Here is a 19,134-nt window from a genome sequence, read left to right as displayed (position 1 = left end):
TATCAGGTATGTGGCTATAGCAGCTTGTGCTCCATGGCGTACTTCACCAGTTCGGCCAGCGAGGTGATATTGAGTTTTTGCATCAGCCGCGCCTTGTGAGTACTGATGGTCTTGCTGCTCAGCGCCAGTTGTTGGGCGATGTCATTGACGTTGGCGCCCTGGGCCAGGCGCTCGAACACCGAAAACTCCCGCTCCGACAACAACGAATGCAAGGGCCGCGTATCGGTGAGGCCGACTTCGAACACCATGCGGTCGGCCAGGTCCGGGTCGATGTAACGCCCGCCAGCCGCCACCTTGCGGATCGCCGTGAGCAGCAGCGCCGGGTCGCTGTCCTTGGTCGCATACCCCGCCGCCCCCACCTTCAAGGCCCGGGCCGCCATCTGCGCTTCATCATGCATGGACAGCACCAGGATCGCCGGCGGGTGGTTCAGCGCCCGAATCCGCGCGATGGCTTCAAGACCATTGACGCCGGGCATCGAGATATCCAGCAACACCACCTCACAAGGGGTGTGGCGCAGGGTCTCCAGTAACTGTTCACCATTGCTCGCCTCCCCGACAACCTGAAGGTCTTTGGCCAGGCCGATCAATTGCTTGATGCCTTCCCGAACGATGGTGTGGTCTTCGGCTACCAGTACACGAATCACAGAAACTTCCTCTTGGTCCTAGGCATCCAGCGGCACCGTCACACTTAGCGTGGTGCCCTCCCCCAACGCGCTTTCCAGGTGCAGTTGCCCGCCCATGATCAGCACCCTCTCGCGCATGCCCACCAGGCCGAACGACAACGGACGGCCTTGCGCCTGGACGAACCCCACACCGTCGTCGCTGATGGTCAGCCGCAGCGCGGCACCTTCACGGGCAAGCGTCAGCTCGACAGTATGCGCCTGGGCATGGCGCATCACATTGGTCAGCGCTTCTTGCAGGATCCTAAACAGGCCGATGGCCTTGGCGTCGCTGAGGATCGGCAGATTGTCCGGCACCTGAACCAGGCAAGGGATTTGTGTGCGCGCTTCAAAACGCCGTGCCTGCCATTCGATGGCCGAGGCAATGCCCGCATCGAGAATCGGCGGACGCAGCGCAGTGGCCACGTCACGCACCAGCTGGAACAACTGGGCGATCAGACGTTTCATGCTGTTCAAGCGCTCGTGCAGGCCCGGGTCGAGTTGCGCATAGGCCAATTCGCACATGGAGGTTTCCAGCTTGAGCACCGTGAGCATCTGCCCGAGTTCATCGTGCACTTCCCGGGCGATACGCGCCTTTTCTTCTTCGCGTACGGTTTCCAGGTGGGCGGACAGCTCGCGCAATTGCGCTTCGCTTTGCTGCAGCGCCGCCAGCGTGCGGCGCAGCTCGGTGACATCATTGAGGTAAACCACCAGGTACTCGGCATCGGCAAAGCGCAGAAAACTCAAGGACACCGTAGCGGGCAAGCGACTGCCATCGGCGCGCAGGCAGTCGGCGGAAAAGTTCTGCGGCCCCTCCTCATGGGCCCGGGCGCGCTTCCACAGGTTCAGCCAGCGGTCCATGTCCAGAGTGGGGTCAAAATCGCTCAACGGTCGCTCGATCAACGCCCCAGGGCCATAACCCAGCATGGTTTCAGCGGCGCGGTTGGCGTAGCGCACATGGCTGTCCCAATTGACCCACAGGATGCCGACGGTGCTTTGGTCGATGGAAAATTGCGTCAACCGCAACGCTTCGGCACCGGCGGCCCGGGCCGCGCTTTCTTCACGCGCGGCCAGCAGGCTGTGCTCCAGCAGCCGTTGCTGGCGACGCAGCCAGAACACGACCGTGAGGCTGGCGAGCAGGAACAGGCCCAACAACAGGGTCAGGTTCTGCCACAGCCCCGGCGACTCCGACAGCCGTGGGTATTTGGGCTGCAACCAGCGACTGTGCAACTGGTCCAGGTCGCGGGCCGGTATTGCGCGCAACGCGCTTTCCATGATGCCGGCCAGTTCCGGCCACTCGCGGCGCGTCGCCACCCGCAGCAGTTGCGGCAGTCCGATATCCCCTACCACCGCCAGCCCGGCGAACTCCGGTTCGGCCGACAGCCGGCTCAGTTGCGCTTCATCCACCACCGCATAACGTGCCTGCTGGCTCACCAGCAACTGCAAGGCCTGACGCTCCATGGGCACGCCTTGCAGGTTCAAGCCGGGGTAAGTACTGCGCAGGTAATCGGCCACCGCGCTGGGCATGCGCACGGCGACACGGGACTGTTCGTCGAGCTTTTCCAGCTCCACCGCACCACCGCCTTCGCGCACGCCGACAATATGTTGAGGCACCCGCATGTAGGGGTCGGTGAACAGCCAGAGACGCAGGCCGGCCGGGGTCTGTTGCAGGCCGGGCGCGATATCGACCTCGCCCTCGCGCACCGCGTCCTCCAGTTGCTCCTGGGTGGGAAAGTTACGCCAGGTCAGTTCGATGTTCAGCGCCTTGGCCAACCACTGCATCACCTCGACATTGGCCCCCGACAAACGCTGCAAGCGACGATCGTATTGCGCATAGGGTGCCTGCAAGACCACGCCGACCCGTAGTTCCGGGTGCTGGGCCAGCCATTCACGCTGCTGGGCATTGAGGGGCGCCTGCGCGATGACAGGCGCGGGCGCAGCCGTTGCCATCAAGGCAACACACAAGCCGCCGATAACCAGCAGATAGCGAAAACCCATGATCCACGCCTCACATCACTGACAAATACTGACCAACCCTTTAGGCTGCTGGAATCACTTCTGGCCGGGAATCCACGATGCCCCATCGAAACCGTACAGCACTGCCGGCATTGTGCCTGTCTCTGCTACTGACCAGCGCGTTTTCTGCCCAGGCCGCCGACGCCCCTGCGCCCGCCGCCGAAAAACCGGTCGAGCGCCAACCCCTCCCCGAGCGCAGCCAGGAAGAAGCCAGCGCGCTGCAACGCAACATTCCGCAACAAGAGCAGCAGCAATTGCAGGCCGGCAGCGACTCATTCCTGGCCTTGTGGAAACCGGCAAACAGCGCCGAACCCGAAGGTGTGGCCATTATCGTGCCCGGCGCCGGTGAAAATGCTGACTGGCCGCAAGCAATCGGCCCGTTGCGCCGCAAATTGCCGAACGCCAACTGGGGCACCCTCAGTCTGTCGCTGCCGGATGTGAGCGTGGACACCTTGCCACCCCGCGTGATGGAGGCGCCCAAGGCCACCGTCGATACCAGCAGCAAAGAGGCGAGCACCACCGACAAACCCATCGAACAAGCCGCCAGCGCCGAAGCCGAAGGCACCGACCCGTCCGTGGTGCCGGGCACCGACGAGCAGGACAAGACCGACGCCTCGCGCATCTTCGCCCGCATCGATGCCGCCGTGGCCTTCGCCCAGACCCAGGGTGCGCGCAGCGTAGTGCTGATGGGACATGGCACCGGTGCCTGGTGGGCCGCGCGTTACTTGAGCGAAAAACAACCGTCCCAGGTGCAGAAGCTGGTCATGGTCGCGGCGAAGACGCCCGCTGGCCGTCAGCCGGATGTGCAACAACTGGCCCCCGTCCTGAAGCTACCCACGGCCGACCTGTTCTACCAGGACAGCCCCGCGTCACGCAAAGCGGCGCAGGAACGTGCCCAGGCGGCCAAACGTGCAAAAAACGAGGGCTATAAACAGGTCACGCTCAAGGCTCTGCCCGGCAACAACGCCGCCGAGCAAGAGCAGTTGTATCGGCGCATTCGCGGCTGGTTGAGCCCCCAGGCCAGCGCCGACTGACCGTCGCTCAGCGAAAGTCGCGCCGCTCGCGAATCAATGCATAAGCATTGTGCAATTCGCGGGTGCGCTCAGTCGCCTCGCGCACTTGCGCAGGGCTGGCGCCACTGCCGGCGATCTTGTCCGGGTGATGGCGACTGAGCAACCGGCGATAAGCGCGCTTGATCACCGAAGGTTCGGTGGTAGCCGTCACCCCGAGGATGCGCAGCGCTTCCTGATAAGCGCCGCCCCGATTGGCCAATGGCTTGCGTTCCGGCGTGTAGTCGGCGGCCAGCGCCTGCAATTGCAGCGGCGTCCAGCCCAGCCACTTGCCCCACAGCCCGATCAGGTCGCGCTCGGCATGGTCGACCTTGCCGTCGGCCCACGCCATCCGCCAGCACGCACGCAGCACGCCTTCCGCCGCATGGGGCTGGGCCTTGAGCACACGCAGATAGCGCCGAACCCGATCAGTGCCGGATTTGCCACGGTTGAACGCCGCGATCGCGCGGCGCTGCGCCGACTCATTCATGTCCAATGAGCGCATTTCCTGACGGGCTTGCTGGATATGTCCGTCTGCGACCCGGCCATTGCTTTTGGCCAGGCGTCCGAGCAACACAAACAGCAATTCGTCGTTGCGCAACGCTGGACGCCCGCCCAGGCGCTCACGCAAGTGCGCCCAGCTGTGCAGCTGCAAGCGGCGGTCGAGCGCCTGCCCCAGCAATGCACCCAGCATGGCCCCGGGGATACTGGCAATGGCAAACCCAGCTCCCGCGCCGATCAGCGTCCCTGGCCACAACATCCTAGTGCCCCGCTGTCAGCAGGGTTTCGACTTGCGCCAGACGCTCCAGCGTACCGACATCGATCCAGCGTCCCGTCATGTGTTCCCCCGTTACCAGACCTTTGGCCATGGCCGCCCGCAACAGCGGTGCCAGCTTGAAGGCACCTGCGCTGCAACCCGCGAACAGCTTGGGGTCGAGCACGGAAATGCCACTGAAGGTCAGGTTATCGGCACCGACGACGGCATCCTGAAGCAAACCTTGCGCAAGATAGAAATCGCCTCCCGAGGGGTGATGCGCCGGGTTATCGACCATCACCAGATGCGCCAGTCCCTCGATAGGTTGTCGCAGACGGGCGAAGTCATAGTCGGTCCAGATATCGCCATTGACCACCAGGAAGGGCTCACCTCCCAATAGTGGCAGTGCCTGGAAAATCCCGCCGCCGGTCTCCAGCGGCTCGCCTTCCGGCGAGTAACGGATACGCAGGCCAAACTGTGCACCGTCACCCAGGTAGCTTTCGATCTGGTGGCCGAGCCACGCATGGTTGATCACGATCTCGGTAAAACCCGCCTTGGCCAGCGCCTCCAGGTGATACTCGATCAAGCGCTTGCCGCCGGCCTGCACCAACGGCTTGGGCGTGTGCAAGGTGAGCGGACGCATCCGCTCACCTTTACCAGCGGCCAGAATCATCGCCTTCATAGGCTCGCCTCGGCGGGCAGACGCAGGCTGGCCAGCAACTCACCCAGCTCGCTCAACTCCGGACGGTCTTCCAGCACCGCTTCTATATAAGCAAAGAAGCGCGGTACGTCGGCCAGGTAACGCGGCTTGCCGTCGCGATGGCAGATACGCGCAAAAATGCCGATGACCTTGAGGTGACGCTGCACGCCCATCAGATCGCTGGCGCGCAGAAAGTCTTCGAAGTCCGCCTGCACCGGGATTCCCGCTTGCCCCGCACGCGCCCAGTAGCCGCGTTGCCATTCCCGCACACGGGCCTTCGGCCAACTGAGGAACGCATCCTTGAACAGACAGGTGATGTCGTAGGTCACCGGGCCGTAGACTGCGTCCTGGAAATCCAGCACGCCCGGGTTCGGCTGGCTGATCATCAGGTTGCGTGGCATATAGTCGCGGTGCACCAGAACTTTCGGCTGGGCCAGGGCGCTGTCGATCAGTTGCGTGCTCACGCGCTGCCAGAGCGCCTGTTGCCGGGTATCGAACTCGATGCCCAGGTGCCGTCGCACGTACCACTCGGGAAATAATTCCAGCTCACGGCGCAACAGCGCAACGTCGTAACTGGGCAGCGGCGCGTCCATCGGCAACTGCTGGAACGCCAGCAACGCATCGATGGCATCGGCAAACAATGGATCGGCGTTTTGCTCGTCAATCACGTCCAGGTAGGTTTTCGTGCCCAGATCGTTGAGCAAAAGAAAGCCTCGCGGCAAATCTTCTGCATAAATTTGTGGAACATTTATTCCTGACTTCGCCAGCAAATGAGCGATATCGACGAAAGGTTTGCAGTTTTCCTGGGGCGGTGGCGCGTCCATCACGACGAAAGTCCGATCGCCGCCCTCCCAGCGGAAGTAACGCCTGAAACTCGCGTCACTGCTGGCCGCGGTCAATGTGGCCGGGGGTACCGCACCCCAGCCTTGAGCGTTGAAAAGGATCGGAAGTTGCTCATCCAGCCAGACTTTCAGCTGTTGTAAACGCAGATCTTGCTCGGGCATTACAAGGGTCTCCGACGGCGCTAGCCGTCAAGCGGGTCATGCTTTATTATCACGCATCTTTTTCAGACCATCGAGAGGCGTGCGGCCCACACCGCGGGCAGATGGCACGCAGGAAGCCCGGACTAATAAGATGGCATTGAAATCCCCCGCGTTTCGTAGAAAATTTCCGTTGCTGGTAACCGGCAGTCTGCTGGCCATGCAACCCTTCGCCACCTCATTCGTGGTCGCCGCGGAACAGTATGACTGCTCAGTCTCTGCTTCGGGTGCCTGGGATTGCGCGCCGAAAACCGCGGCTGCCCCGTTGCCACCGCGTCCGGTGCATGACGGTGCAGCCGTCAGCTCGACCTCCGGCACGCCATCCGGCGAGACCGGCGGCAAAGCCGAGGCCGTGCCGCAGAACACGCTGGTCACCGAATCCAAGGGCCGCGGCCTGCGTTCGCGCAGCGCCGACTACAGCCACCTGGACTGGGTACCGCGCGAGAAACTGACCGCGGCCCAACTGGCTGAAACCGGTCCGTACTGCGGCGGTGCGTATATCGAGCCGACTCGTCCCGGCATGAACGACAAGACGAGCAAGAGCGATGCACCGACCTTTATCGGCGCCAAGGCTTCGCGCTACGAGCAGGAGCAACAGGTTGCAACCCTGGCCGGTGACGTCGTCATGCGCCAGGGCAGCATGCAGCTCGAAGCGCAGGAAGCCAGCCTGTATCAGGCCGAGAGCCGTGGCGAACTGGACGGCAACGTCCGTCTGCGCGACAACGGCGCCCTGATCGTCGGCGACCACGCCCAGGTCCAGCTGGACACCGGTGCGGCACAGATCGACAACGCCGAATACGTGCTGCACAAATCGCGCATTCGCGGTAACGCGCTGTACGCCAAGCGCGCCGAAAACGCCATCATCCGTCTCAAGGACGGTACGTACACCACGTGCGAGCCAGACAGCAACGCCTGGCAGCTCAAGGGCAACAACATCACGTTGAACCCGGCCACCGGCTTCGGTACGGCGACCAACGCGACGTTGCGGGTCAAGAACATTCCGATCCTCTACACCCCTTACATCTACTTCCCGATCGACGACCGTCGTCAATCCGGCTTCCTGCCGCCTAGCTTCAGCACCGGCGGCGAGACCGGCTTTACCCTGGTGACGCCGTACTACTTCAACCTGGCGCCGAACTACGACGCCACGTTGTACCCGCAATACATGACCAAGCGCGGCCTGTTGATGGAAGGCGAATTCCGCTACCTCACCAAGTCCAGCGAAGGCCAGGTCGGCGGCGCGTACCTGAACGACGACAACGACGAGCGCAAGCGTCAGACCGATTACGAAAAAACCCGCTACATGCTCAACTGGCAACACAAGGGCGGGCTGGATTCGCGTGTACTGACCCAGGTCGACTACACCAATATCAGCGACCCTTACTACTTCCAGGACCTCAAGTCTTTCCAGGAAGGCGTGAAGAGCAGCGACTACATCAATCAGCAGGGTTCCGTGACCTATCGCGGCGACTCCTACCAGGCGCGCCTCAACCTGCAGGCGTACCAGCTGGCGACGATTTCCCAGATCACCCCGTATGACCGGCTGCCGCAGATCACCTTCAATGGCACCCTGCCGTACCATCCGGGCGGTGTGAACTTCACGTACGAGACCGAAGCCGTGCGCTTCGAGCGCGACCTGGAGAACGGCACCTTCACCGACGAAAACGGCCTGGTATCGCCGCGCCTGGACACCTACGTGACCGGCCTGACCCGTGCCAACGGTACGCGCCTGAACGTTGCCCCGGCTGTCGATTACCCGATGAACTGGACCTACGGCTTCGTGACGCCGAAGCTCAAGTACGTCTACACCAAGTACGACCTGGACCTGGACAGCATCGGCAAGAACCAGATCATCGCGGCGCAGGCGGCTTCGACCGCCGCCAACCCGTATGCCGGTGGCAGCTTCAGCAGTTCCCAGGACCGTGCAGTTCCCGTCGCCAGCATCGACAGCGGCCTGTATTTCGACCGCGATACCAACTGGTTCGGCACCAACTATCGCCAGACCCTCGAGCCTCGCGCGTTCTACCTGTACGTGCCGAACAAGGACCAGAGCGACATTCCGGTGTTCGACACCAGCGAATACTCGTTCAGCTACGCGTCGCTGTTCCGCGACAACCGCTTCAGCGGCAACGACCGTATCGGTGACGAGAACAAGCTGTCCCTGGGCTTGACCAGCCGCTGGATCGAAGACAACGGCTTCGAACGTCAGCGGGCGTCGATAGGCCAGGCGTTGTACTTCAAGGACCGCCAGGTGCAGTTGCCAGGCATCCTCGCCGCCGACCGCGCCGACGCCAACACCGACGTTTCGCCGGTGGCCCTGGACTACGAGTTCCGTTTCAACCGCGACTGGCGCGCCACCGCCGACTACAACTGGGACACCGAGAACCACAGTCCTCGTTCCGGCAGCGCGATGCTTCACTATCAGCCGGAAGACAACCCGAACAAGATCATCAACGTCGGTTACCGCTATCGCAACGACCAGGTGGTCTACAACCAGCTGACCGGCAAATGGCAGTTCGGTGGTGACTACGGCAAGCCAGGCGACGAGAACTTCGTGAAGGATTACTACAAAATCCAGCAACACGACTTCTCGATGATGTGGCCGATCATTCCACAATGGAACCTGATCACCCGCTGGCAGTATGACTACGCACGCAACCGTACACTGGAGGCCTTCGGTGGCTTCGAGTACGACAACTGCTGCTGGAAACTTCGCGTGATCAACCGTTATTGGGTTTCCAACGACGAATACACTCAGATCGCCCCGTTGAACGAAAAGGGTGACCACGGGCTCTTCTTCCAGATCGTCCTCAAAGGACTCGGCGGCCTGACCGGCGCCAAGGTAGAGAGCTTCCTCGACAAAGGCATTGAAGGTTATCGTGAACGTGAAGACCAAGCTTTCTGATTGTCTGCGCCCGCTCGTACTGGGCGCGCTGTTCCTGGGGACCGCATCGGCACACGCTGCGGTTCAACAGCTGGATAAAGTAGTGGCCATCGTCGACAACGACGTGATCATGCAAAGCCAGCTGGACCAACGGGTCAAGGAAGTTCAGCAAACCATCGCCAAACGTGGCGGCGGCGTACCTCCGACCAGCGTCCTGGACCAACAGGTGCTGGAGCGTCTGATCGTCGAGAACCTGCAACTGCAGATCGGTGATCGCTCCGGTATCCGTATCTCGGATGAAGAGCTCAACCAGGCGGTCGGCACCATCGCCCAGCGCAACAACATGAGCATCGACCAGTTCCGTGCGGCCCTGGCCCATGACGGTTTGTCCTATGAGGACGCCCGTGACCAGATCCGCCGTGAAATGATCATCAGCCGTGTGCGTCAGCGCCGCGTGGCAGAGCGGGTTCAGGTTTCGGAACAGGAAGTGAAAAACTTCCTGGCGTCGGACCTGGGCAAGATGCAGCTTTCCGAAGAACTGCACCTGGCCAATATCCTGATCCCGACCCCGGACAGCGCCAACTCCGAGCAGCTCAACGCAGCCGCCGCCAAAACCCAGGCTGTCTATGACCGCCTGAAGGCGGGTGCCGACTTTGCCCAGACGGCCATTGCCGTGTCCGGCAGTGACAACGCCCTCGAAGGCGGTGACATGGGCTGGCGTAAAGCCGCTCAACTGCCACCTCCGTTCGACCGTGAACTGAGCGCGATGGAAGTCGGCGGCATCACTCAACCAGCGCGTACGCCAGGCGGCTTCATCATTCTGAAGTTGCTGGAGCGTCGTGGCGGCGAGACCTCGCTGAAAGACGAAGTGCACGTCCGTCATATCCTGGTCAAACCGAGCGAAATCCGCACTGAAGCGCAAACCAAGGAACTGGCCCAGAAGATCTACGACCGCATCGAAAGCGGTGAAGACTTCGCCACCCTGGCCAAGAGTTTCTCGGAAGACCCGGGTTCGGCGCTCAATGGCGGCGACCTGAACTGGATCGATCCGAAAGCCTTGGTGCCAGAATTCCAGCAAGTGATGGCCTCCACGCCACAGGGCGTGCTGTCCAAGCCGTTCAAGACCCAATATGGCTGGCACGTGCTGGAAGTCCTTGGCCGTCGCGCCACCGACAACACCGCTCAGGCTCGTGAGCAGCAAGCCCTGAACGTACTGCGTAACCGCAAGTACGATGAAGAGCTGCAAACCTGGTTGCGTCAGATCCGTGACGAAGCCTATGTAGAGAACAAGCTGCCAGGTGCCGAGCAAACAGGCACCGACCAGGCAGCCCAGTGAAACCCCAGCGTTTCGCGGTGACACCCGGCGAGCCGGCCGGCATTGGTCCAGACCTGTGCCTGCTGCTCGCTTCACAGCCCCAGCCACACCCCCTGATTGCCATTACCAGCCGCGACCTGCTCATCGAGCGGGCCGCGCAGTTGGGCGTGGTCGTCGATCTACTGGAGGTGGCGCCTGGCAACTGGCCCGACCTGCCGGCACCGGCGGGCAGCCTGTATGTGTGGGATACCCCGCTCGCGACCCACGTGGTTGCCGGGCAACTGGACAAGGCCAACGCCGCATTTGTGCTGGAAACCCTGACCCGTGCCGGGCAAGGCTGCATCGACGGCGACTTCGCCGGGATGATCACCGCCCCGGTGCACAAGGGCGTGATCAACGAATCCGGCATCGCCTTCTCCGGCCACACCGAATTCCTCGCCGAGCTGACCCACACCGCCCAAGTGGTGATGATGCTGGCGACGCGCGGCTTGCGCGTCGCGCTGGTCACTACGCACCTGCCATTACGCGATATTGCAGATGCGATCACCGTCGAGCGCCTGGAGCGCGTAACGCGCATCCTGCACGCGGATCTGCAACAGAAGTTCGGCATCGCCCACCCGCGCATCCTGGTTTGTGGGCTCAACCCCCATGCCGGCGAAGGCGGCCACCTGGGCCATGAAGAAATCGACATCATCGAACCTACCCTGGAGCGTCTGCGCCAGGAGGGCATGGACCTGCGCGGCCCATTGCCTGCAGACACTCTGTTTACCCCCAAATATCTGGAGCACTGCGACGCAGTGCTGGCGATGTACCATGACCAGGGGCTACCGGTGCTTAAATACAAAGGCTTTGGCGCCGCCGTCAACGTGACACTGGGCCTGCCGATCATCCGCACCTCCGTCGACCATGGCACCGCCCTGGACCTGGCGGGCAGCGGCAAGATCGATACCGGCAGCCTGCACGTGGCCCTGGAAACCGCCTATCAGATGGCCGAGACCCGTATATGACCGAGCATTACCAACACCGGGCGCGCAAGCGCTTCGGACAGAATTTCCTGCACGACGCTGGCGTGATCGACCGCATCCTGCGCTCCATCCATGCCAAACCCGAAGACCGTCTGCTGGAAATCGGTCCAGGCCAGGGCGCGCTGACCCAGGGCCTGCTGGCCAGCGGTGCCCAGCTGGACGTGGTTGAGCTGGACAAGGACCTGGTCCCGATCCTCAATCAGCAGTTCGCCGGCCAATCCAATTTCAACCTGCACCAGGGCGACGCGCTGAAGTTCGACTTCAACACGCTCAATGCCGCGCCCAACAGCCTGCGGGTCGTCGGCAACCTGCCTTACAACATCTCCACACCGTTGATCTTCCACCTGCTGAACAACGCCGGGATCATCCGCGACATGCACTTCATGCTGCAAAAAGAAGTGGTGGAGCGCTTGGCGGCTGGGCCTGGCGGTGGCGATTGGGGCCGTCTGTCGATCATGGTTCAGTACCATTGCCGCGTCGAACACCTGTTCAACGTTGGCCCCGGTGCTTTCAACCCGCCGCCGAAAGTCGATTCGGCCATCGTGCGCCTGGTGCCTCACGCCGTGCTGCCACACCCGGCCAAGGACCATCGCCTGCTGGAGCGAGTGGTGCGTGAAGCCTTCAACCAACGCCGCAAGACTCTGCGCAATACGCTCAAGGCCTTGTTGACCAATGCCGAAATCGAAGCCGCCGGCGTGGATGGCAGCCTGCGCCCCGAGCAATTGGACCTGGCCGCGTTCGTGCGCCTGGCTGACCAGCTTGCCATCAAGCCTGCGCCAGCCGCCGAGTGACCGTGTCGGAGCCGGCTGGCCGGCGATGCATGCGCCGCGGAACATCCGTCAGCGCGCGTTGATGCAATCGCAGGCAAGCCAGCTCCCACATGTCTGGCCTAGTGCCCGGCTGATGGCCTAGACTGACTCGCATCTGCTGTCCTTCGCTTTTGCTTTTAAGGCCCCTTGCATGTCCGATCCTCGCTACCAGATCGACGTCAGCGTCGTCACCCGCTTCCTGGCGGACCAGTCCCAACCCGAACACAACCGTTTCGCCTTTGCCTACACCATCACGGTGAAAAACAACGGGCTGGTGCCGGCCAAGCTGCTGTCGCGCCACTGGGTGATCACCGATGGTGACGGTCAGGTCGAAGAAGTCCGTGGCGCAGGCGTCGTCGGCCAACAGCCGTTGATCGACAGCGGCGCCAGCCACACCTACAGCAGCGGCACGGTCATGACCTCCAAGGTCGGCACCATGCAGGGCTCCTACCAGATGAAAGCCACCGATGGCCAACTGTTCGACGCGATCATCGCGCCCTTCCGCCTCGCCGTGCCGGGAGCCCTGCACTGATGGCGACCTATGCGGTCGGCGACCTGCAAGGCTGCCTGGCGCCACTCAAGTGCCTGCTCGAGCGTGTCGCCTTCGACCCGGCAAAGGATCGCTTGTGGTTAGTGGGCGACCTGGTCAACCGCGGCCCCGAATCCCTCGAGACCTTGCGCTACTTATATAGCCTGCGTGATTCCCTGGTGTGCGTTCTGGGCAACCATGATCTGCACCTGCTGGCCACCGGCAACAAGATCGAGCGCCTGAAAAAGGGTGACACCCTGCGGGAAATCCTCGAGGCGCCAGACCGTGCCGAGCTGCTCGACTGGTTGCGCCGTCAAAAACTCATGCACTACGACGAAGCTCGTAATATGGCACTGGTCCACGCCGGCATCCCGCCGCAGTGGACGCTGAAGAAAGCCCTCAAGTGCGCCGCCGAAGTCGAAAGTGCCCTGGCCGATGACAATCTGTACACCGCTTACCTCGACGGCATGTACGGTAACGAACCGGTGAAGTGGGACAACGCCCTCAGCGGCGTCGCGCGCCTGCGTGTGATCACCAACTATTTCACGCGCATGCGTTTCTGCACGGCCGAAGGCAAGCTGGACCTCAAGAGCAAGGAAGGCGCCGAAACCGCGCTGCCCGGCTACAAACCCTGGTTTGCCCACAAGGAACGCAAGACCCGCGACACGAAGATCGTCTTCGGCCACTGGGCAGCGCTTGAAGGCAAATGCGACGAGCCCGGGGTGTTCGCCCTCGACACAGGCTGCGTGTGGGGCGGCGCCATGACCCTGATGAACATCGACACCGGCGAGCGTCACAGCTGCCAGTGTGAATCGACCCTTCCCGTTACACTGCCGGCCACTGCCAAGTCCTAGGAGCCCGCCATGAGCGAATTCAAACGTATCCCCCCCGAACAAGCCCAGGCCCTGCGCGAGCAAGGCGCGGTAGTGGTTGATATCCGCGACCAGCCGACCTACGCCGCTGCACACATCACCGGCGCCAAGCACCTGGATAACGTCAACATCGCCGATTTCATCCGTGCCGCCGACCTTGACGCGCCGCTGATCGTGGCCTGCTACCACGGCAACTCCAGCCAGAACGCGGCAGCCTATCTGGTCAGCCAGGGTTTCTCCGACGTCTATAGCCTGGACGGTGGCTTCGAACTGTGGCGTACGACCTATCCGACAGAAATTGCCTCCGGCGATTCGCAATAATTTTTTTCACACCCCGCTACCCCGCATGACGCTTGGCCTAGCGCCGTTTCTGACGAACGGCGCAACCAAACTAATTGCGTATCGCGCCTTGACCTCCCGGATTCCGAACTATCCTTAAGCGCAGGCCATCCGAATCAGGGGAGAGCCGGTACACCGGCGTACGGGTCATCGGTAGCGTTTCAGGATGTTCTGGGGGGAAAACGGCCATTGGCGATCGTCAATGACTGCCAGCATCGACTGATTGATCCGGCGTCGGCTCCACGTATCGAGCGAGGTGACGACGTCATGAGCATTTTTAGCCACTTCCAACAACGCTTCGAGTCCACACGGCAGGAAGAACTCACACTTCAAGAGTATCTCGAGCTGTGCAAACAGGACCGCAGCGCCTACGCGTCCGCCGCCGAACGCCTGCTGCTGGCCATCGGTGAACCGGAACTGGTGGACACCTCCAACAATTCGCGCCTGTCGCGAATCTTCTCCAACAAGGTGATCCGCCGCTACCCGGCCTTTGAAGACTTCCACGGCATGGAAGAGTGCATCGACCAGATCGTGTCCTACTTCCGGCATGCCGCCCAGGGCCTGGAAGAAAAGAAACAGATCCTCTACCTGCTCGGCCCCGTCGGCGGCGGTAAATCGTCCCTGGCCGAAAAGCTCAAACAACTGATCGAGAAGGTGCCCTTCTACGCCATCAAGGGCTCTCCGGTCTTCGAATCACCTTTGGGGCTGTTCAACGCCACGGAAGATGGCGCGATCCTCGAGGAAGACTTCGGCATCCCGCGGCGCTACCTCAACACCATCATGTCGCCCTGGGCCACCAAGCGCCTGGCCGAGTTCGGTGGGGACATCAGCCAGTTCCGCGTGGTGAAGCTCTACCCATCGATCCTCAACCAGATCGGTGTGGCCAAGACCGAACCGGGCGACGAGAACAACCAGGACATTTCGGCACTGGTGGGCAAGGTCGATATCCGCAAGCTCGAGGAATTCCCACAGAACGACGCCGACGCCTACAGCTACTCGGGCGCGCTGTGCCGCGCCAACCAGGGCCTGATGGAATTCGTGGAGATGTTCAAGGCCCCGATCAAGGTACTGCACCCACTGCTCACGGCTACCCAGGAAGGTAACTACAACAGCACCGAAGGCCTGGGCGCGATTCCGTTCACGGGGATCCTGCTGGCCCACTCCAACGAATCGGAATGGCACACCTTCCGCAACAACAAGAACAACGAAGCCTTCATCGACCGCATCTACATCGTCAAGGTGCCGTACTGCCTGCGGGTCAGCGACGAAATCAAGATTTACGACAAACTGCTGTTCAACAGCTCGCTGGCCAAGGCCCACTGCGCCCCCGACACCCTGAAGATGCTGGCCCAGTTCACCGTGCTGTCGCGACTCAAGGAGCCGGAAAACTCGAATATCTATTCGAAAATGCGTGTGTATGACGGCGAAAACCTCAAGGACACCGACCCCAAGGCCAAGTCGATCCAGGAATACCGCGACACCGCCGGTGTAGATGAGGGCATGAACGGCCTGTCGACACGCTTTGCGTTCAAGATCCTGTCCAAGGTTTTCAACTTCGACCCCCACGAGGTCGCCGCCAACCCGGTGCACCTGCTCTACGTGCTGGAACAGCAGATCGAGCAGGAACAATTCCAGGCCGAAACCCGTGAGCGCTACCTGCGCTTCCTCAAGGAGTACCTGGCGCCGCGCTACATCGAGTTCATCGGCAAGGAAATCCAGACCGCGTACCTGGAGTCCTACAGCGAGTACGGCCAGAACATCTTCGACCGCTACGTGCTGTATGCGGACTTCTGGATTCAGGACCAGGAGTACCGCGACCCGGAAACCGGCGAAATCCTCAACCGCGTCGCCCTCAACGAGGAACTGGAAAAGATCGAAAAACCCGCCGGCATCAGCAATCCGAAGGATTTCCGCAACGAAATCGTCAACTTCGTACTGCGCGCCCGCGCCAACAACAACGGCAAGAACCCTACCTGGCTCAGCTACGAGAAGCTGCGGGTGGTCATCGAGAAGAAAATGTTCTCCAACACCGAGGATCTGCTGCCAGTCATCAGCTTCAATGCCAAGGCCAGCAAGGAGGACCAGCAAAAACACAACGATTTCGTTACACGGATGGTCGAGCGCGGCTACACCGACAAACAGGTACGACTGCTTTCCGAGTGGTACCTACGGGTGCGCAAATCGCAGTAAGGCAGCGACGGGCGTGAACTGCCAGGCCACTGGCCTGGCAGCTGACCGCTTGTCTCTAAGCTTCCAGCTCGCGGCTTGAAGCTTGTAACGTGAAGCTGCCCGGAGGGCTCCCCATGAGCTATGTGATCGACCGACGCCTCAATGGCAAGAACAAGAGCACGGTGAACCGCCAGCGGTTCCTGCGGCGTTACCGTGACCACATCAAAAAGGCCGTCGAAGAGGCCGTCAGCCGCCGGTCCATCACCGACATGGAACACGGCGAACAAATCAGCATTCCCGGACGGGACATCGACGAACCGGTGCTGCACCACGGGCGCGGCGGCAAGCAAACCGTCGTGCATCCGGGCAACAAGGAATTCACCACCGGCGAACATATCCAGCGCCCACAGGGCGGTGGCGGCGGCAAAGGCCCGGGCAAGGCCGGCAATTCCGGCGAGGGTATGGACGAATTCGTGTTCCAGATCACCCAGGAGGAATTCCTGGAGTTCATGTTCGAAGACCTGGAACTGCCCAACCTGGTCAAGCGCAACCTGACCGGAACCGACACCTTCAAGACGGTGCGCGCGGGGATCAGCAACGAGGGCAACCCCTCCCGCATCAACATCATCCGCACCCTGCGTTCGGCTCACGCTCGGCGTATCGCCCTGTCGGGCAGCAGCCGCGCCAAACTGAAGGAGGCCAAGGAAGAACTTGCTCGCCTGAAGCGCGAAGAACCGGACAACTTCGGCGATATTCAGGAAATCGAAGCTGAAATCGAGAAGCTCAGCGCGCGCATACATCGCGTACCGTTCCTCGACACCTTCGACTTGAAGTACAACCTGCTGGTCAAGCAGCCCAACCCCAGCTCCAAGGCCGTAATGTTCTGCCTGATGGACGTGTCCGGTTCGATGACCCAGGCCACCAAGGACATAGCCAAGCGCTTCTTTATCCTGTTGTATCTGTTCCTGAAGCGAAACTACGACAAGATCGACGTGGTGTTCATCCGCCATCACACCAGCGCCCGGGAAGTGGACGAAGAGGAGTTCTTCTATTCAAGGGAAACCGGCGGCACCATCGTATCCAGCGCCCTGAAGCTGATGCAGGAGATCATGGCCGAGCGCTACCCGGCCAACGAGTGGAACATCTACGCCGCCCAGGCTTCGGACGGTGACAACTGGAACGACGATTCGCCGATTTGCCGCGACATCCTGATCAACCAGATCATGCCGTTCGTGCAGTACTACACTTACGTCGAAATCACCCCCCGTGAGCATCAGGCCCTGTGGTTCGAATACGAACGCATTGGCGAAGCCTTTGCCGACACATTCGCCCAGCAGCAACTGGTCTCGGCCGGCGATATCTACCCGGTCTTCCGTGAACTCTTCCAGCGCAGGTTAGTGACATGACCGCCAAAAAAGAGAACAAGCGCCAACCCATTTCAACGGGTTCCGAGTGGACCTTTGAATTGATCCAGGCCTATGACCGCGAAATCAGCCGCATTGCGGCGGGTTATGCCCTGGACACCTACCCCAACCAGATCGAAGTGATCACCGCCGAACAGATGATGGACGCCTATGCCTCGGTGGGCATGCCCCTGGGCTACCACCACTGGTCCTACGGCAAACACTTTCTCAGCACCGAGAAATCCTACACCCGGGGCCAAATGGGCCTGGCCTACGAAATCGTCATCAACTCCGACCCGTGCATCGCCTACCTGATGGAAGAAAACACCATCTGCATGCAGGCCCTGGTAGTGGCCCATGCCTGCTATGGGCATAACAGCTTCTTCAAGGGCAACTACCTGTTTCGCACCTGGACCGATGCCAGTTCGATCATCGATTACCTGGTATTCGCCAAGCAGTACATCATGCAGTGCGAGGAGCGCCACGGCATCGACGCGGTGGAGGACCTGCTCGACTCCTGCCATGCCCTGATGAACTACGGCGTCGACCGCTACAAGCGCCCTTATCCTATCTCCGCCGAGGAAGAACGCCTGCGCCAGAAGGAGCGTGAGGAGCATCTGCAAAAGCAGATCAACGACCTGTGGCGCACCATTCCCAAACGCGCCGGCAAAAACAACGACAAGGACAATGCACGCTTCCCCGCCGAACCCCAGGAAAACATCCTGTACTTCCTGGAAAAGCACGCCCCTCTGCTGGAACCATGGCAACGGGAAATCGTGCGCATCGTGCGCAAGATCGCGCAGTACTTTTATCCACAGCGCCAGACCCAGGTCATGAACGAAGGCTGGGCGACGTTCTGGCACTACACGCTGATGAACGACCTGTATGACGAAGGGCTGGTCACCGACGGCTTCATGATGGAGTTCCTGACCTCCCACACCAGCGTGGTGTTCCAGCCCGGCTTCGACAGCCCGTACTACAACGGCATCAATCCCTACGCACTGGGTTTTGCCATGTACCGCGACATCCGGCGCATGTGCGAACACCCCACCGAAGAGGATCGCCGCTGGTTTCCGGAAATCGCCGGCAGCGACTGGCTGTCCACCATCAAATTCGCCATGAGCAGCTTCAAGGACGAGAGTTTTATCCTGCAGTACCTGTCGCCGCAGGTCATCCGCGACCTCAAGTTGTTCAGCATTCTGGATGACGACTTGAAAGATGACCTGGTGGTACCGGCCATCCATGATGAACCGGGCTATCGCACCATCCGCGAAACCCTGGCAGCCCAGTACAACCTGGGCAACCGCGAACCCAACATCCAGATCTACAGCATCGATGTGCGTGGGGACCGCTCACTGACCCTGCGTCACCAGCAGCACGATCGCAAACCGTTGGGCGAATCCACCGAAGAAGTACTCAAACACCTGCATCGGCTATGGGGCTTCGACATCCATCTGGAAACCCTGCAGGGCGAACAGGTGATGAAAACCCATCACGTACCGCCGCGCAGCGATCACAACGACAACGACTACGGCCGCCTGGACCTGGCCGTCGTTCATCTCTGAAACAGC

General features: G+C 61.3%; 16 protein-coding genes. 11 read left to right on the top strand and 5 right to left on the bottom strand.

The genetic code is table 11. The features are described from left to right. Positions 1 to 14: 14 nt before the first annotated feature. Together ACW9IN_RS15645 and ACW9IN_RS15640 are read right to left on the bottom strand one after the other, a co-directional pair. Entirely contained in the window at positions 15 to 644 is a 630-nt protein-coding gene (locus ACW9IN_RS15645; protein ID WP_457366740.1) for a response regulator, read from the bottom strand. 18 nt (positions 645 to 662) lie between these two features. Next, positions 663 to 2,657, bottom strand: a complete 1,995-nt coding sequence (locus ACW9IN_RS15640; RefSeq protein WP_457366739.1) for a histidine kinase — start codon at positions 2,655 to 2,657, stop codon at positions 663 to 665. Between the two features lie 77 nt (positions 2,658 to 2,734). Between ACW9IN_RS15640 and ACW9IN_RS15635 the strand changes: the two genes are divergently transcribed. Beyond that, the gene (locus tag ACW9IN_RS15635; RefSeq protein WP_457366738.1) at positions 2,735 to 3,709 is read left to right on the top strand and encodes an alpha/beta hydrolase family protein; all 975 of its coding nucleotides are present in this window, start codon (positions 2,735 to 2,737) and stop codon (positions 3,707 to 3,709) included. A 7-nt stretch (positions 3,710 to 3,716) separates the two neighbouring features. Here the strand turns inward: ACW9IN_RS15635 and ACW9IN_RS15630 are convergent, their stop codons facing one another. Genes ACW9IN_RS15630 through ACW9IN_RS15620 form a run of 3 tightly spaced genes read right to left on the bottom strand, consistent with a single transcriptional unit; the run spans position 3,717 to position 6,182 of the window. Next, on the bottom strand, positions 3,717 to 4,484 hold the full coding sequence (locus tag ACW9IN_RS15630) for a TerB family tellurite resistance protein (protein ID WP_457366737.1): 768 nt from the start codon (positions 4,482 to 4,484) through the stop codon (positions 3,717 to 3,719). A 1-nt stretch (position 4,485) separates the two neighbouring features. Next, positions 4,486 to 5,160 carry an N-acetylmuramate alpha-1-phosphate uridylyltransferase MurU gene (gene murU, locus ACW9IN_RS15625; protein ID WP_457366736.1) on the bottom strand — a complete coding sequence of 225 codons (675 nt, stop codon included), beginning with the start codon at positions 5,158 to 5,160 and terminating at the stop codon, positions 4,486 to 4,488. After that, entirely contained in the window at positions 5,157 to 6,182 is a 1,026-nt protein-coding gene (locus ACW9IN_RS15620; RefSeq protein WP_457366735.1) for an aminoglycoside phosphotransferase family protein, read from the bottom strand. Before ACW9IN_RS15620 ends, murU begins: the two co-directional genes overlap by 4 nt. Before the next feature lie 130 nt (positions 6,183 to 6,312). On the opposite strand from ACW9IN_RS15620, the gene ACW9IN_RS15615 reads away from it, so the two are divergent. The 10 genes from ACW9IN_RS15615 to ACW9IN_RS15570 all read left to right on the top strand — a co-directional run bounded on the left by ACW9IN_RS15615 (position 6,313) and on the right by ACW9IN_RS15570 (position 19,128). Beyond that, positions 6,313 to 9,123, top strand: coding sequence for an LPS-assembly protein LptD (locus tag ACW9IN_RS15615; protein ID WP_457366734.1), 2,811 nt, complete (start codon positions 6,313 to 6,315; stop codon positions 9,121 to 9,123). Further along, complete coding sequence (locus ACW9IN_RS15610; RefSeq protein WP_457366733.1) at positions 9,098 to 10,438, top strand: peptidylprolyl isomerase; 1,341 nt, start codon at positions 9,098 to 9,100, stop codon at positions 10,436 to 10,438. The genes ACW9IN_RS15615 and ACW9IN_RS15610 overlap by 26 nt, the downstream gene beginning before the upstream one ends. Beyond that, complete coding sequence (pdxA, locus tag ACW9IN_RS15605) at positions 10,435 to 11,424, top strand: 4-hydroxythreonine-4-phosphate dehydrogenase PdxA (RefSeq protein ID WP_457366732.1); 990 nt, start codon at positions 10,435 to 10,437, stop codon at positions 11,422 to 11,424. The genes ACW9IN_RS15610 and pdxA overlap by 4 nt, the downstream gene beginning before the upstream one ends. Next, the gene (gene rsmA / locus ACW9IN_RS15600; protein WP_457366731.1) at positions 11,421 to 12,233 is read left to right on the top strand and encodes a 16S rRNA (adenine(1518)-N(6)/adenine(1519)-N(6))-dimethyltransferase RsmA; all 813 of its coding nucleotides are present in this window, start codon (positions 11,421 to 11,423) and stop codon (positions 12,231 to 12,233) included. The genes pdxA and rsmA overlap by 4 nt, the downstream gene beginning before the upstream one ends. A 169-nt stretch (positions 12,234 to 12,402) precedes the next feature. Then, positions 12,403 to 12,783 (top strand): Co2+/Mg2+ efflux protein ApaG, encoded by a 381-nt coding sequence (gene apaG / locus ACW9IN_RS15595; RefSeq protein WP_061434361.1) that lies wholly within the window; start codon positions 12,403 to 12,405, stop codon positions 12,781 to 12,783. After that, positions 12,783 to 13,634 carry a symmetrical bis(5'-nucleosyl)-tetraphosphatase gene (locus tag ACW9IN_RS15590; protein WP_457366730.1) on the top strand — a complete coding sequence of 284 codons (852 nt, stop codon included), beginning with the start codon at positions 12,783 to 12,785 and terminating at the stop codon, positions 13,632 to 13,634. Before apaG ends, ACW9IN_RS15590 begins: the two co-directional genes overlap by 1 nt. A gap of 9 nt (positions 13,635 to 13,643) precedes the next feature. After that, positions 13,644 to 13,973 carry a thiosulfate sulfurtransferase GlpE gene (gene glpE, locus ACW9IN_RS15585; RefSeq protein WP_457366729.1) on the top strand — a complete coding sequence of 110 codons (330 nt, stop codon included), beginning with the start codon at positions 13,644 to 13,646 and terminating at the stop codon, positions 13,971 to 13,973. Positions 13,974 to 14,258: 285 nt separating this feature from the next. Beyond that, positions 14,259 to 16,181: a PrkA family serine protein kinase gene (locus ACW9IN_RS15580; RefSeq protein WP_457366728.1), complete on the top strand. Its 1,923-nt coding sequence runs from the start codon at positions 14,259 to 14,261 to the stop codon at positions 16,179 to 16,181. A 113-nt stretch (positions 16,182 to 16,294) separates the two neighbouring features. Beyond that, positions 16,295 to 17,566 carry a YeaH/YhbH family protein gene (locus ACW9IN_RS15575; protein ID WP_016977872.1) on the top strand — a complete coding sequence of 424 codons (1,272 nt, stop codon included), beginning with the start codon at positions 16,295 to 16,297 and terminating at the stop codon, positions 17,564 to 17,566. Beyond that, positions 17,563 to 19,128, top strand: coding sequence for a SpoVR family protein (locus ACW9IN_RS15570; RefSeq protein ID WP_457366727.1), 1,566 nt, complete (start codon positions 17,563 to 17,565; stop codon positions 19,126 to 19,128). The genes ACW9IN_RS15575 and ACW9IN_RS15570 overlap by 4 nt, the downstream gene beginning before the upstream one ends. The last annotated feature ends 6 nt before the right edge of the window (positions 19,129 to 19,134 follow it).

This window comes from Pseudomonas sp. SDO5271_S396 (assembly GCF_054071795.1).
Note: the sequence above shows the minus strand (reverse complement) of the source record. Positions and strands in the feature narration are given on the sequence as shown.